The sequence below is a fragment of the Kitasatospora sp. NPDC059812 genome, assembly GCF_042732075.1.
Taxonomy (GTDB): Bacteria; Actinomycetota; Actinomycetes; order Streptomycetales; family Streptomycetaceae; genus Kitasatospora.
In genome coordinates this window covers 51366-64979 of sequence record NZ_JBHWIO010000017.1, presented here as the reverse complement: position 1 = coordinate 64979, position 13614 = coordinate 51366, and the positions used below count along the sequence as shown (strand labels likewise).

Genomic DNA, 13614 nt, shown 5'->3' with positions numbered 1-13614 from the left:
GATGTGCGGAATCGCAGGACCGGCCGGCGCCGACACCGCCCGCCCCTTCGAAAGGACACGTTCGTGAAGCTCACCGTGATCGGCTGCGGCTACCTCGGCGCGACCCACGCCGCCGCGATGGCCGAGCTCGGCCACCAGGTCCTCGGCATGGACACCGACACCGACAAGGTCGACGCGCTGAACAAGGGCCAGGCCCCGTTCGTCGAGCGCGGCCTGGACGACCTGCTCGCCAAGCACACCGCCACCGGGCGGCTCCGTTTCACCGCCTCCTACGCGGAGGCCGCCGACTTCGCCGGCGTCCACTTCCTGGGCGTCGGCACCCCGCAGCGGGACGGCAGCGGCGCCTACGACCTCACCCACCTCCACACCGCCGTGCGGTGCCTGGCCCCCCGGCTCGGCGACGGCGCGGTGATCATCGGCAAATCGACCGTCCCGGTCGGCACGGTCACGGAACTGCGGCAGACCCTGGACGAGCACCTCCGCGCCGGGGTGAGCGTCGGCCTGGCCTGGTCGCCGGAGTTCCTGCGCGAGTCGTTCGCCCTCCTGGACACCCTGGAGCCGAACCGGATCGTGCTCGGCGTCGAGGACGGCGACACCGGCAGCGAAGCCGCCTTCCGGCGGGTCTACGCCGACATCCTGGCCGCCGGCGCCCCGCTGATCGTCACCGGCATCGCGACGGCCGAGCTGATCAAGGGCGCCGCGAACGCCTTCCTCGCCACCAAGATCTCCTTCATCAACGCGATGGCCGAGCTCTGCGAGCTGACCGGCGCCGATGTCCGGCAGATCGTCCTCGCCCTCGGCTACGACCACCGGATCGGCGCCGAGGGCATGCGGCCCGGCCTCGGGTTCGGCGGCGGCTGCCTGCCCAAGGACCTGGCCGGGTTCACCTACCGCGCCGAAGAGCTCGGCGCCGACACCGGCCTGCTCCGCCAGGTCGCGGCGATCAACCGGCGCCGGCGCGAGCACACCGTCGAACTCGCCCGCGAAGCCCTCGGCAACGCCGTGACCGGCAAGCGGATCGCGGTCTGGGGCGCCGCGTTCAAGGCCCACACCGACGACATCCGCGACTCCCCGGCCCTGGCCGTCGCCGACGCCCTCCGGCGGGCCGGCGCGGAGGTCACCGTCCACGACCCCGCCGCCGTGGACAACGCCCGCAGGGCCTACCCCCGGCTCGGCTACGCCGACGACCCCACCCAGGCCGTCACCGGCGCCGAACTGCTGCTGCACCTGACCGACTGGCCCCAGTACTCCGACGCCGACCCGATCGACCTCGCCCGACACATCGCCGTCCCCCAGGTCATCGACGCCCGCGGCACCCTCGACGCCGCTCGCTGGCGCGCGGCCGGCTGGACCTTCCGCGCCCTCGGCCGCCCCTGATGCGCACGGATGACCCGCGCGTAGCCCCGGCAGCCACGTCGATCCCGTCCGGCTCCGCGCCTGCCCCACCCCTGCGGTTGCCCCCGGGGCTGGCGTCGTCCGTGCCGCCCGGGTCCGCCCTTCTCCGTGCCCTGACGGTCCGGGGCCAGCAGAGTGCCGGTGGACACGGGCGCCTATGATCGGCCGGGGGCGGATCCGCCCGTTCGCGCGCCACCTGCCGGATGCCACCGTCGGGGCCGGCCCGCGGGAACGGATCACGGGAACGGGCCACGGGGGCGGATCGAGGGGTGGGGCACGGAGGGCTTTCGGGTCCGGCTGCCGCCCTGCGGACGGGGCTCCCCCGCGGAGGGCGCGGTACCGGCCTCGCCGTCCGACCCATGACACGCACCCCGGCCGGCCCACCGCACCGCCGACCCGAATGGAGACCGATGTCCGAGATAACCGCCGAGGAGCCGCGTCAGAGCACGGCCGACCCGACGGTCCTGATTCTGGCCGCGATGGCGGCGGTGATGGCCGCGCTCTCGGTCCGCATCCTGATGCTGGACAACGAGTCGACGGACTTCTACTACTTCCTCGGGCCCTGGTACCAGTACATCGCGAACAACGGCGGGTTCCACGCTCTCAGCGGCACCGGCTTCTCGGACTACAACGTCCCCTACCTGTACCTGATGGCCGCGCTCACCTACCTTCCGGTGGCCGCGCTGACGGGGATCAAGTGCATCTCGATCCTGTTCGACCTGGCGCTGGCGTACTACACGTTCCGCATCGTCTCCCTGCGGTCGCCGCAGCAGCCCTGGCGGGCCCTCGGCGCGGCGGTGATCGTCCTCTTCCTCCCCACCGTCGTGACCAACAGCGGCTGGTGGGGCCAGGCCGACGCGATCTTCACGACCTTCCTGGTCGGCGGCGTCTACCACATCCTGCGCGACCGGCCCTGGTGGGCCTGCTCGTTCTTCGGGATCGCGCTGGCGTTCAAGCTCCAGGCGATCTTCCTGTTCCCGCTCCTGCTCGTCCTGGTGCTGGCGCGACGGATCCCGTGGCGAAGCCTGCTGGCCCTTCCGGCGGTGTACGTGGCCCTCGACATCCCCGCCATGCTGCTCGGCTCCGACCCGTGGCAGCTGCTGACGGTGTACGCCCGGCAGCCGGACACGTACAAGGACCTCACGCTCAACGCGCCGTCGGTCTACCAGTTCGTCTCGGTGCCGTACGAGGAGCAGGACCCCGTACGGCACGCAGGTGTGCTGGTCGCGGGCGCGCTGGTGCTGGTGCTGATCGGGCTGGCGGTCTGGGCCATCCGCCGCGCCGGCGGGGCGGCGGCCCTGAAGAACGGACCGACAGTACGGGAGGGACGGGCCAAGCTCACCGACACGGGGCTCCTGCTGCTGGCCGCCGTCTTCGCGATCGCGGTGCCGTTCCTGCTGCCGTCCATGCACGAGCGCTACTTCTACGTGGCGGACGTGATCAGCGTGATCATCGCCTTCCAACTGCCCCGGCGGCTCTGGTACGTGCCGGTCCTGGTCCAGCTGTCGTCCTTCGGCAGTTACCTCAAATTCATCGCCCCCAGCGTGTCGCCGTACCTGTCGATGCCGGCCAACGGCGTGCTGATGCTGCTGGCGCTGATAGTCGTACTCCGGGCCACCATCGGGGAGTTCCGGCGCTCGTGGACTCCGGGCGGCCGCGAACCGGCCCCGGAGGCGGCGGCGCTGACCGCGTAGGTTCGCCGGATCACCCGGTCACCCGCCTTCGGGCAGCGGCCTTCCTCCCCGGCGGAGGCTCCCGCGGAATGATGGGCCCCTCTCGCGTCAAGCGTAGTTGACGCGAGAGGGGCCCATCGTGCCGTGGCGGCACGGGAGTTGACCACGAGCGCTCTACCCTTGGGGTCATGAAGCAGCAGTACGTCACCATGGCCCTCGCAGGCCTCCTGATCGGAATCCTCGCGTTCGGCGCCGGCTGGTACACGGCCCGTGCCCGGGAGACCGCTCCGGCCCCGACCTACATCACGGTCACGCCGGAGCCGGTCACCGCGGGCACGATCTCCCCTCCCGCCTCGGCCGGTGCCCGGTAGGGCTACTGACGAACCGCCCAGAAACGGTCGGCCGCGTTGTCGAAGCCGACCGACGCGGACAGGGACTCCGGCGGCTCCTTCCAGAGCATCTGCCACTGGCCGTCGCCCGAGTCGTTGTCCACGATCACCTCCAGGCCGCGGGCGGTGTTGACCCAGCTGCTGGTCTGGTCGCGGAACCCGTAGTCGGCGAAGTACACCGGCTTGTCCTCGTGGAAGAGGTTGAACTGCAGCCTCCTGCCACCCCAGTTCTTGTCGGCGTAGAAGCAGTAGTAGGAGGGTTCGCTGGTCGGGGCCGGGCACTTCTTCCAGTCCGTGCCCCTGGCGGACCGGCGGTGGTGGTCCCCGCTCCACGGGGGAGCCTGCGCCTCCCCGGGCAGCGGCAGGACCACCACCGCCCCGTCCGGGTAGGTGATCTCGTTGGCGGCGGTCTGCTTACCGTTCTTGCTCGCGGCGAGTTGGGCGTCCACCGCCTGCTGCAGCAGGTCACGGTCACCGCGGGCAAGGTTTCTGATGACGGGCCGCGCGTCCTCGCCCGTACTGGGTGCGGCTGCGGCCCGCGCCCCAAGGGGCGCAGCCAGGAGCACGAAGGCCACGACCCCACGAACGAGGAGACTGCGGACTCGAGAGTGCGTCATATTCCAACGGTAGCGATATGCATACGATATGTGATGCTCACGTCTCGATCAGGGGGCGTGAGACGGCATGCACGCGCCGATCGATCGAAACCTGCGCCCGGGAGAGCCCCTGCTGCTCGCCGCGTTCGTCCGGACTCGTCCGGGCTCGGGTCACGGGGCGGCCGGTGGTCGGTGGGCCGCCCGGCTGCGGACATTCGGCCCTATCTCACCTCGGCCGGTCCACGTCCGGATGCGGAACTTCCGTGTGGCATAGCCAATTTGGGTGAAGGTTTGCCCACCGATCGACGGCAGGGCGACGGGGCGCCGTAGCCTCGGTGGCGACCCGTCGCCGCCGAGGTGCGCGATCCGTTCGGTGCCACGGGAATTCGTCGACTCGGAAAGGCCATCGGCAGAAATGACACTCTCATCGGGCTCATCGGGCGGGAACGACGCGACGACCGGCGGGCCCTCCCGCCGCAGGGTCCTCAAGATCGGCATCGGCGTCGCCGTGGGGGCGGGGGCCATCGGCTCGGGTGCCCCCGCGGCGATCGCCGGCGGTCCGAACGACCCTCCGAGCCCGACGGTCGCGACCAAGGTGAAGAACCTCAGCGGCCCGGTCGAGACCGGGCCGTTCGCCTCGCCGTGGACCGACCTCGGCATCCCGGTGCTGTGTCCGGACGGCACCATGCTCTTCGTCTGCGGCGACACCTTCGACGGCGCCCAGGTGGGCGCTGCCGACTGGCGTGCCCCGGTCGGCCTGCGCTCCAGCAGCGCCGACCTGAACAACCTGCGCATCGACGGCAGCGTCGGCGGCAGCCACGCCAACAGCCTGGTCGACGAGCCGCACAACCCCGTCGGCGACAAGGCCACGACGGCGATCCCGTCCGACGTGTTCGTCGTCGACGGCGTGATGTACATGCACCTCATGCGCGGCGTCATCTACGACACCCACCACACCGACTTCTGGCGCTCCACCGACAACGGTGAGACCTGGCAGTACCTGTGCCAGTGGCCGGGCGACCTGTACGGCGGCCAGTTCCAGCAGAAGACGTACGCCGTGGCCGACGACGGCTACTGCTACGTCCTGTCCACGGTCTTCAACCGCGACGTGGAATCGGGAATGCTGCTGCACCGGGTACGGAAGGAGAGCCTCGGCAATCCGGACGCCTACGAGCCGTGGGGCTACGCCGACGGCGGCTGGCGGTGGAACGCGCCCGCCCCGACGACCGTCTTCGGCACCCGCAAGTGGGGCGAGATGTGCTTCCGCGCCATGGACGGCAAGTACGTCCTCACGTGGCTGAACATGGACCAGTTGTCGATCAGGGCGATGGTCTTCGCCCTCCCGACCTCGGACCTGACCACGACGCTGGAGCAGGCCATGATCCTCCCCTGCGCCCCGGGCCAGGAGGTCGCCAACCTGGTCGCCAGCCCGTACGGCGGTTTCGTCATCCCCGGCTCGACGTTCGGCAACTTCCACATCGTCGTCAGCCAGTGGTACGACCCGACGAACTACCGGATCATGCAGTACCGGGTCAACATGCTGTCCTGAGCGCGTACCGGCTTCGGGCCCGATGCCGCCGGCCTCGCGTCGGCCCGGGGCGGCCTCGCGTCGGCCTCGCGTCGGCCCGGAAATCGTGTCGACCGTGCTCGCCTCGTCCGGTACGGTCGCGGGGTTGTTTCGCCGCCGGGAGCCCGCGCCGTTCGCGTGTGGTCTCCCCGGCGGTTCCCCGGCTGAGAGCAGGTATTCGTCATGGCGTGTCGTATCGGTGAGCTGGTGCTCGGTTGCCGCGACCCCGAGGTGCTGGCGCGGTTCTGGTGCGAGGTCCTTGACTTCGTCGTGCTCGGTCGCGAGGACGACGGCTCGATGGAGATCGGGCCGCGCGAAGGGTTCGGCGGTGCGCAGCCGACGATCTTCCTCAGCCGCCGGGACGAACCGGAGCCGGGCAAGTCCCGGCTGCACATCGACGTGAACGCCACCGACCGCGATCAGGACGCCGAGCTCGAACGCCTTCTGGCGCTCGGCGCCCGCCCGGCCGACATCGGCCAGACCGGGCAGGAGCAGTGGCATGTCCTGACCGACCCCGAAGGCAATGAGTTCTGCCTGCTCAAGGCCCGCATCGACCCGCTCTGATGCCCATCGGCCTCGAATCTGACGTGGCGAAAGTCGTGTGCAGAGACGTTCAACCGAGAAGGCCAGGGAGGACGAACCCGTGAAACGTGCGCCGGTGAAGGTGAAGCAGCGAGCGGGCGGCGCTGGGATTCTGCTGTTGATTCCCGCCGCGGCGCTGCTCGCCTCGGGCTGTGCGTCCGCACCGGAGAGCAGCGCCGCCGGGCAAGGTGAGGGCCGCCGCCCGATTGCCGTCGCGACGACCCCGGCGGAGGTGCGGACGGATGTCGAACCGTTGAAGCGCCACTTCCCGCAGCTGGGTGAGCTGTCCGCGACGAAGTGGGTCGGCCGGGTGCTGACGAAGAACTCCGTGCCGGAGGTCCCCGGTCCGACCGACGTGAGCCTGGACGGGGTGGCGAAGCTCGATCCGGCGACGCTGACGGCGATCACGGGCAGCGGGACGTGGCGGGAGGGCGGCATCGGATGCGGTGTCCCGCAGGAGATAGCCGCCGAGGTCGGGGACACGATGGCGTGGCTCCACAGTGAGGCCTTCGACAAGTCGGTCACGCGGACCCAGTACACGGGGAGCTTCTACTTCGACAGGCAGACCAACCGCGTGTACTTCTGCACGGTGAACCCGAAGGACCGAACCAGCTGATTCCCGCCGTCCGGCGGTTCGCTGCTCGCCCGATGGCGCGGGGCCGGGGTCCGATGGCCCCGCGCGATCGGCTAACGGGAGAAGTAGGCCTTGACGCTCACGGCCGGTCCACCCGAGTATTTCTGAACGGCCGTCCTTGCGTCTCCAGACACAGCCACGGAAACGGTGCCTGCGGGAGGAACGGTGATCAGCCCGCCGATCGGGACCACTTCAATCGCCTGCTGGGGCGTTCCGGCCGGTGTCTGGTTGTAGACCAGGTAGACGATCCGGACCGATACGGCCGCGTTGTTCGGGTTCTTCACGATGACCTGGTCGAATGCGTCGAACTTGGTCAGCTGCTGGCCTGCGGAATCCGCCGGCTCGGCCTCGACCGCGGACGCGTCCGCCGGAAGGTCCGCCGCGGCGAGTTCTTTGACGGTCACTCTGACATTGGCGACCCGTTGGGCGTCAGCCCCGTGGAAGGCCAGGACGTCGTAGCCACCGCCGGGCTGGATGACGAGACTGCCTCGGTCACTCCCGTACGCCGTGGTGACCTGCACGTCGGGCAGATCGTTACCGCTGCCGTCCACTGCCGTGATCGTCAGAGTGGGCGCCGCGCTGGCCTGCCCGTCGTTGTCGATGGACAGCGTCTGATCGATGTACTCATGTTTGCCCAGCGCGTGGTAACTGAAGGACAGTGATGTGGCTGTCGGGCCTGGTGCAGCGGCAGGTGTGGCGGGAGTTGCGGCAGTCGGCGCCGCATCGGTCGCGCTACTTGCTTGGGACGGCCCCTTCGCGGGGGTCGTGGAGGCACCACTCGGGTCGCAGCCGGTCAACGCGGCGACACCGAGGACGATGCCCACAACCGCCCGGATCCGGAGGGCGGAGGTGCCCCGCCTGCTCCGAACGAAAGATCGATCAATCCTTGACATTTGCCGGAGACTAGCGCAAGCGGAGGACACGGGGGCTCCGCTCTTCGCTCCCGACTGGGCGGGACGGCAGCAGCCGCGCCCGCAGACGTGAGTTCTCCGCACTGTTTGGCGCTGCCCCAGCGATGTCGAACACCGGTGAGCCGACGAGCCGCCAGCGGCAAGGCGCCCGGCTCAAGGTGTGTGCTGCTACTCGGTGCGGCTCCGAAGCGCGGCGAGGGTCTCCTCGACCAGCGCCCGTGCCTCGGCCACTGTGGCCGCCAGCAGTTCGGCGCTCTCTCCGGGCGCCCCCAACAGGCGGCGGACTCGTGGGCCGAAGCCGGTTGGCGCGGCCGGAAGTGTCTCGGCGACGGCCAGCGCGCCCTTCTCGTTGAGGCACCAGCGCCGGCCGTCGGCGAACATCGCTTGCACCAGCACGCCGACGGCCCGGGACAGGCAGAGTGAGACGTACAACGTGTCCGCCCGTGCCGCGCCTTTTGCTGCGGCGCCGACCAGGAATTCCGCCTCCCAGGCTCCCGCCGCCAAGGCCTCTCGCAACGGTTCGGGGTAGGTCGAGGCCTTCTGCTGAAGGTCCGTCAGTTCGCGGGCCGGGTCGGCCAGGACCTGGCCGAGCGCCACCTCGCCCGCGTAGCAGGGCGACCAGAAGCCGAGGGGATGTCCCGCCTGCACGCCGACTTCGTACCGGCCTTCGCGGCAGTCCGCCCACACCTGCTCGACCCGGTCCACGTCCCGCAGGATCCAGTCCACCGCCACGCCGTCGACCTGCAGCCACGCGCCGCCGTTCACCCACGGCCCCCAGCCGCCCGGGCCGGCCACCTCCACCTCGGGGCCGGCCAGCGCGCGCAACGCGGCGAGATCGAGCCCGCCACGGTAGTAGACGCCGAGATCCCAGTCCGAATCCGGCCGGTGCTCTCCGCGGGCCCGGCTGCCGCCGAGCATGACTCCGACGACGCCCGGCACCTCGGCCAGGCGGTTGGCCATCTCCTCGATGATCGCTCGCACGGAGCGAGTCTGGCAGTCACCCATGCGTCGGGCCAGCCGTTTCCGCCGGTGGTCATCGGATGCGGGGGCTTCGAGGGCGGTGCGTGCCGGAGCCGGTGGTCGGCTCCGGCACCAAGGCCCCTGCCCGATGGGACAGTTGGCCGCAGGGGCGGCGTCAGACCTGGTAGCGGTCCGGGGCGAGCAGGTGCAGGTGTTCGGCGACCCAGTCGGAGGTGTGGCGCAGGCCCTCGTCCAGGCCGACCTGGGGCTGCCAGCCGGCCAGGTCGCATGCCTTGCGGTTGTCGGAGAGCAGCCGTTCGACCTCGCTGCCGCCGGGGCGCAGCCGGGTCGGGTCGACGACGATGTCGGCGTCCCGGCCGGAGGCGACGATCAGGGCCTTGGCCAGGTCGCCGATGGACACCTCGCTGCCGGTGCCGAGGTTGACGGTCTCGCCGAGCGCGCGGTCGGCGCGGGCGATGGCCAGGAAGCCTTCCGCGGTGTCGGTGGCGTAGGTGAAGTCCCGGGTGGGGGTGGTCGAGCCGAGCCTGATCTCCCGTGCGCCGGAGTGGAGTTGGGCCAGGATGGTGGGGATGACGGCGCGGGCGGACTGGCGCGGGCCGTAGGTGTTGAACGGGCGGACGACGGCGACCGGCAGTTCGAAGGCGTGCCAGTAGGAGAGTGCCATCATGTCCGCGCCGATCTTCGAGGCGGAGTACGGGGACTGCGGCTGGAGCGGGTGGTGCTCGTCGATGGGTGCGGTGATCGCGGTCCCGTACACCTCGCTGGTGGAGGTGTGCACCAGGCGGGCGCCGTGCCGCAGGCAGGCGGCGGCGATGTTCTGGGTGCCCACGACGTTGGTCTGCACGTAGGCCTCGGGGGCCTGGTAGCTGTAGGGGATGCCGATGAGCGCGGCGAGGTGGAAGACGGTGTCGCAGCCGGCGACGGCGTCCAGGACCCGGCCGGCGTCGCGGACGTCGCCGGCGAGCATCTCGACGGGGCTGTCGGGGTCGGCCAGGTAGTGGGCGAGGTATCCGCGCTCGGCGTACGGCTTGTAGTGGACCAGGGCCCGGACGCGGGCGCCGCGGGCGACCAGCAGGTCGACGAGGGTGCTGCCGATGAAGCCTTCGGCGCCGGTGACCAGGACGGTCCGGCCGGTCCAGTCCTGGTGTGCGGCGGGGGTGTTGGGGTGGGCGGGGCGGTTCATGGTGGTCCTCCGGTGGTTCGGGGCGGGTGGTCGGCGGTCAGTGGTCAAGCGGTCGAGCGGTCAGCGGTCGTACGGGCCGGGGACGGGGGCCGGGACGGCGGGCGGCGCGGGTGCCGGGGTCCGGCCGATGACGCGGAGCACCTTGGCGGCCAGCAGGTCGGCGGCGCGCGCGTGGTCGCCCGGGTCGGCGGCCTGCGCCATCGCGGCGAGCCGGGCCGGGTCGGCGAGCAGGGGTTCCACGAGGGCGGCCAGCCGTTCGCCGGTGCACTCGCCGTCCGGCAGCAGCAGGCCGGCGCCGGCGTCGGAGAGGACGCGTGCGTTGTGGGTCTGGTGGTCGTGCGGCGCGTGCGGGTAGGGCACCAGCACGGCGGGCATCCGGAGGCTGGAGAGTTCGGCGACGGTGGCCGCGCCGGCGCGGCACACCATGAGGTCGGCGGCCGCGTAGGCGAAGTCCATCCGGTCCAGGTAGGCGACGGCGTGCGCCACCGGGTTGCCGTCCAGTGCGGCCCGGACCTGTGCCAGCGCGGCCGGGCCGGTCTTGATCAGCAACCGCCGGTCGGTGCGGTGGCGCCAGCGTCCGGCCAGTTCGACGGCGGCCGCGGTGAGGCGGGCGGCGCCGAGGCTGCCGCCGTTGAAGACCAGCAGCCGGACGCCGTCCGGGACGGCGAAGTGCCGACGGGCCTCGGCGCGCAGCGCCGCCCGGTCGAGCTGGGCGACGGCGCCGACCAGCGGCATCCCGACGGTCTGCGCCGAACGGCCGGCGGGCAGGTGCTCGCGGGTGCGGTCGAAGGCGAGCGCGATGTGCGGGGTGAGCCGGGCGGCGAAGCGGTTGGCCCGCCCGGGCACCGCGTTCGACTCGTGCACCACGCTCGGCAGCCCGGCCATCTTGGCGCCGACGATCACCGGCGCGCTCGGATAACCACCCATGCCGACCGCGACCTGCGCGCCCTGGGCCCGCAGGATCTCCCGGCAGTCCCGGCCGGAGCGCAGCAGCGCCGCGGGCAGCAGGTAGCGGCGCGCGCCGAGGGAGGCGTCGAAGGGGATCATGTCGACGGTGTGCAGCCGGTAGCCGGCCTGCGGGATGAGGGTGGTCTCCAGTCCGCGTTCGGTGCCGACGAAGGAGATCACGGCCCGCGGGTCGGCTCTGCGCAGCGCCTCGGCCAGTGCGAGGCCCGGGTAGATGTGTCCGCCGGTGCCGCCGGCGCCGATCACCACCGACAGGGGGTGGGCCGGATCGTGGTTGGCATGGTTGCCGTGTTCTGTCCGCATGCCGTCGAGCTTGCTGAGGCCGCCTAAGAGAGTTCTCAGAGTCGTTCTGAGAGGGTTGTCCGCATGAGCAACGGGCAGAGAGTGCTGGTCGTCGACGACGATCCGGAGGTACGGGCCGCCGTCGAGGACGGGCTGGCCGTCGAGGGCTACCAGGTGCGCGGCGCCGCCGACGGGCTGGCGGCGCTGAACGAGGTGTCCGGCTGGCAGCCCGACGCGATGGTCCTCGACCTGATGATGCCCGTCCTCGACGGCCTGGCCGTCTGCCGCCGACTGCGGGCCCTGGGCGACCGGCTCCCGATCCTGGTGCTCACCGCGCGCGACTCGGTGAGCGACCGCGTCGACGGCCTCGACGCGGGGGCCGACGACTACCTGGTCAAGCCGTTCGCGCTGGACGAGCTGACCGCCCGACTGCGCGCCCTGCTGCGGCGCAGCGCCCCGGCCGCCGAGGAGCCCGGCTACCGCTTCGCCGACCTGGAGGTCGACCCGGCCACCCGGACCGGGAGCAGGGCCGGGCGGCCGGTGGAGTTCTCGCGCACCGAGTTCGCACTGCTGGAGGTGCTGCTGCGCCACCCCGGCCAGGTGCTCCCGCGCGAGGTGATCATGGAGCGGGTGTGGGGCGCCGACTTCGGCCCCGACTCCAACTCCCTCGCCGTCTACGTCGGTTACCTGCGCCGCAAGCTGGAGGCCGGCGGCGAACCCCGGCTGGTGCACACGGTGCACGGGGTCGGCTACCGGCTGGACCGGGCTTGAGGGCGCACGCGCGCTGGCGACGCCGGCGCCCGCTGCGCACCCGGCTGGCCCTCGCCTGCACGGCCGCGGTCGCCGTGGTGGCGCTCGGGATCAGCGCGGCCGCGTTCAGCATCGTCCGCTACGAGCTCAACCACCAGCTCGATCAGCACCTCACCCAGCAGGCCACCCTGGTGCAGCAGCAGCACCGCGACCAGGGGCCGCAGGTCGTCTACGGCGAGTGCAACTTCCTGGCCGCCCCGGCCTGCGCGCAGATCGTCTCCGCCGACCCCGGCAAACCGCCGAACGAGCCGTACCTGCTGCCCGTCACGCAGACCACCCGCCAGGTCGCGAACCGGCAGCGGGCCGGCTACTTCACCGACCTCACCATCGGCGGCCACCCGGCCCGGATGCTCACCACCCCGATGATCGCGGCGCCGCCCGGCGCCCGGCAGGCCGTCCAGGTCGCGCTGCGCGCCGACAGCGTCCAGGAGGGGGTGCGGCAGGCCGGCGCGCTGATGGCGGCCGTCGCGGCGGCGGGCCTGCTGCTGGCCGCCGTCCTCGGGCGCACCGTGGCCCGCACCGCCCTCGCCCCGGTCGCCCGGCTGACCCGCACCGCCGAACGGATCGCCGACACCCGGGACGCGGGGCTGCGGATCGACCTGCCGCCCGGGCGCCGCGAGGACGAACTGACCAGGCTGGCCGGCAGCTTCAACACCATGCTGGGCGAACTGGAGCAGTCCGTGGCCGCCCAGCGCAGGCTCGTCGCCGACGCCTCGCACGAGCTGCGCACCCCGCTGACGGCGCTGCGCACCAACGCCGAACTGCTGGCCCGTGCCGACCGGTTGACCGAGGGCCAGCGGGAGCGGGCGGCGGCCGCGCTGCACCGCCAGCTACGCGAGGTGACCGGACTGGTGAACGACCTCATCGAGCTGGCCCGCGACGAGGAGCCGCAGCCGCTGCTCGAACAGGTCGCGGTCGGCCGGCTCGTCGGGCACTGCGTCGACACCGCGCGCGGCCACTGGCCGGCGATCGCCTTCACCCTGGACGACGACGCGGACGGCGCCCCGGGCCACGGCGCCGCCGAGCGCACCGTCCCCGGCGTACCGGCCCGGCTGGCCCGACTGGTCTCCAACCTCCTCGACAACGCGGCCAAGTTCAGCCCGCCGGGCGCCACGGTCGAGGTCCGGCTCACCGCCGGACTGGAACTGACCGTCCGCGACCACGGCCCCGGCATCGCGCCCGAGGACCTGCCGTACGTCTTCGACCGCTTCTACCGGGCCTCCGCCGCCCGCGCCCTGCCCGGCTCCGGGCTCGGGCTCGCCATGGCGCGCCAGATCGCCCACGCGCACGGCGCCACCCTCACCGCCGAGGCCGCCCCCGGCGGCGGGGCGCTGTTCCGCCTGCGGCTGCCGGGCTGAACGGGACGGCCCGCTTCCGACCCGCCGTCCGAGCGCCCACCCGTCACCGCGCTGCCGGTTGGCGGCAAACGACGGCGCCACGGCGCGTACGCGGACCTGACGCCGGTTTCCGTGTCGGAGGCGAGGGAGTACGCGGAGAAGCACGGCTACGACCACCTGGCAGCGCTGACCGACCCGTCCTACTCCGACGACCCCCACCACGTCCGGTGCAGGTACTGCAGCCGCCTCGCCGCCGAACGGCTGGGGGGACATCGCGTTCGGTTGCCGGTGCCAGACCAACCCGAACC

General features: G+C 72.0%; 13 protein-coding genes. 8 read left to right on the top strand and 5 right to left on the bottom strand.

Features of this window, described 5'->3' with window-relative positions:
- Window positions 1–63: 63 nt before the first annotated feature.
- The 3 genes from ACFV6D_RS11980 (at window position 64) to ACFV6D_RS11970 (ending at window position 3439) form a co-directional block, all read left to right on the top strand.
- Window positions 64–1377 (top strand): UDP-glucose dehydrogenase family protein, encoded by a 1314-nt coding sequence (locus ACFV6D_RS11980; RefSeq protein WP_380423110.1) that lies wholly within the window; start codon window positions 64–66, stop codon window positions 1375–1377.
- A 428-nt stretch (window positions 1378–1805) separates the two neighbouring features.
- The gene (locus ACFV6D_RS11975) at window positions 1806–3089 is read left to right on the top strand and encodes a glycosyltransferase 87 family protein (RefSeq protein WP_380423109.1); all 1284 of its coding nucleotides are present in this window, start codon (window positions 1806–1808) and stop codon (window positions 3087–3089) included.
- A 167-nt stretch (window positions 3090–3256) separates the two neighbouring features.
- Window positions 3257–3439 (top strand): hypothetical protein, encoded by a 183-nt coding sequence (locus ACFV6D_RS11970; RefSeq protein ID WP_063352045.1) that lies wholly within the window; start codon window positions 3257–3259, stop codon window positions 3437–3439.
- Window positions 3440–3441: 2 nt separating this feature from the next.
- On the opposite strand, the gene ACFV6D_RS11965 is transcribed toward ACFV6D_RS11970, so the two are convergent.
- Window positions 3442–4074 (bottom strand): hypothetical protein, encoded by a 633-nt coding sequence (locus ACFV6D_RS11965; RefSeq protein WP_380559438.1) that lies wholly within the window; start codon window positions 4072–4074, stop codon window positions 3442–3444.
- Window positions 4075–4468: 394 nt separating this feature from the next.
- Here ACFV6D_RS11965 and ACFV6D_RS11960 point away from each other — a divergent pair, with 394 nt between their 5' ends.
- The 3 genes from ACFV6D_RS11960 (at window position 4469) to ACFV6D_RS11950 (ending at window position 6818) form a co-directional block, all read left to right on the top strand.
- Window positions 4469–5602 (top strand): DUF4185 domain-containing protein, encoded by a 1134-nt coding sequence (locus ACFV6D_RS11960; protein ID WP_063352048.1) that lies wholly within the window; start codon window positions 4469–4471, stop codon window positions 5600–5602.
- 201 nt (window positions 5603–5803) lie between these two features.
- Window positions 5804–6184 carry a VOC family protein gene (locus tag ACFV6D_RS11955; RefSeq protein WP_363367504.1) on the top strand — a complete coding sequence of 127 codons (381 nt, stop codon included), beginning with the start codon at window positions 5804–5806 and terminating at the stop codon, window positions 6182–6184.
- A 79-nt stretch (window positions 6185–6263) separates the two neighbouring features.
- A complete protein-coding gene (locus tag ACFV6D_RS11950; RefSeq protein ID WP_380559436.1) occupies window positions 6264–6818 on the top strand; it encodes a hypothetical protein in 555 nt (184 codons plus the stop codon).
- A gap of 71 nt (window positions 6819–6889) precedes the next feature.
- On the opposite strand, the gene ACFV6D_RS11945 is transcribed toward ACFV6D_RS11950, so the two are convergent.
- The 4 genes from ACFV6D_RS11945 to ACFV6D_RS11930 all read right to left on the bottom strand — a co-directional run bounded on the left by ACFV6D_RS11945 (window position 6890) and on the right by ACFV6D_RS11930 (window position 11180).
- On the bottom strand, window positions 6890–7660 hold the full coding sequence (locus ACFV6D_RS11945) for a hypothetical protein (protein ID WP_159398664.1): 771 nt from the start codon (window positions 7658–7660) through the stop codon (window positions 6890–6892).
- Between the two features lie 255 nt (window positions 7661–7915).
- Window positions 7916–8752 (bottom strand): nucleotidyltransferase domain-containing protein, encoded by an 837-nt coding sequence (locus tag ACFV6D_RS11940; RefSeq protein WP_063352052.1) that lies wholly within the window; start codon window positions 8750–8752, stop codon window positions 7916–7918.
- A gap of 130 nt (window positions 8753–8882) precedes the next feature.
- Window positions 8883–9911 (bottom strand): SDR family NAD(P)-dependent oxidoreductase, encoded by a 1029-nt coding sequence (locus tag ACFV6D_RS11935; protein ID WP_063352053.1) that lies wholly within the window; start codon window positions 9909–9911, stop codon window positions 8883–8885.
- Window positions 9912–9971: 60 nt separating this feature from the next.
- Entirely contained in the window at window positions 9972–11180 is a 1209-nt protein-coding gene (locus tag ACFV6D_RS11930; RefSeq protein ID WP_063352054.1) for a glycosyltransferase, read from the bottom strand.
- A gap of 63 nt (window positions 11181–11243) precedes the next feature.
- Between ACFV6D_RS11930 and ACFV6D_RS11925 the strand changes: the two genes are divergently transcribed.
- Window positions 11244–11930 (top strand): response regulator transcription factor, encoded by a 687-nt coding sequence (locus tag ACFV6D_RS11925; protein ID WP_063352055.1) that lies wholly within the window; start codon window positions 11244–11246, stop codon window positions 11928–11930.
- Entirely contained in the window at window positions 11927–13327 is a 1401-nt protein-coding gene (locus ACFV6D_RS11920) for a sensor histidine kinase (protein WP_380423106.1), read from the top strand. Before ACFV6D_RS11925 ends, ACFV6D_RS11920 begins: the two co-directional genes overlap by 4 nt.
- Window positions 13328–13614: the final 287 nt, after the last annotated feature.

What these genes read in the sequence shown, in the direction of transcription:
- ACFV6D_RS11975 (WP_380423109.1), top strand. Translation starts at nt 1,806, where the DNA reads ATGTCCGAGATAACCGCCGAGGAGCCGCGTCAGAGCACGGCCGACCCG.
- ACFV6D_RS11925 (WP_063352055.1), top strand. Translation starts at nt 11,244, where the DNA reads ATGAGCAACGGGCAGAGAGTGCTGGTCGTCGACGACGATCCGGAGGTA.
- ACFV6D_RS11935 (WP_063352053.1), bottom strand. Translation starts at nt 9,911, where the DNA reads ATGAACCGCCCCGCCCACCCCAACACCCCCGCCGCACACCAGGACTGG.
- ACFV6D_RS11970 (WP_063352045.1), top strand. Translation starts at nt 3,257, where the DNA reads ATGAAGCAGCAGTACGTCACCATGGCCCTCGCAGGCCTCCTGATCGGA.
- ACFV6D_RS11965 (WP_380559438.1), bottom strand. Translation starts at nt 4,074, where the DNA reads ATGACGCACTCTCGAGTCCGCAGTCTCCTCGTTCGTGGGGTCGTGGCC.
- ACFV6D_RS11930 (WP_063352054.1), bottom strand. Translation starts at nt 11,180, where the DNA reads ATGCGGACAGAACACGGCAACCATGCCAACCACGATCCGGCCCACCCC.
- ACFV6D_RS11955 (WP_363367504.1), top strand. Translation starts at nt 5,804, where the DNA reads ATGGCGTGTCGTATCGGTGAGCTGGTGCTCGGTTGCCGCGACCCCGAG.
- ACFV6D_RS11960 (WP_063352048.1), top strand. Translation starts at nt 4,469, where the DNA reads ATGACACTCTCATCGGGCTCATCGGGCGGGAACGACGCGACGACCGGC.
- ACFV6D_RS11940 (WP_063352052.1), bottom strand. Translation starts at nt 8,752, where the DNA reads ATGGGTGACTGCCAGACTCGCTCCGTGCGAGCGATCATCGAGGAGATG.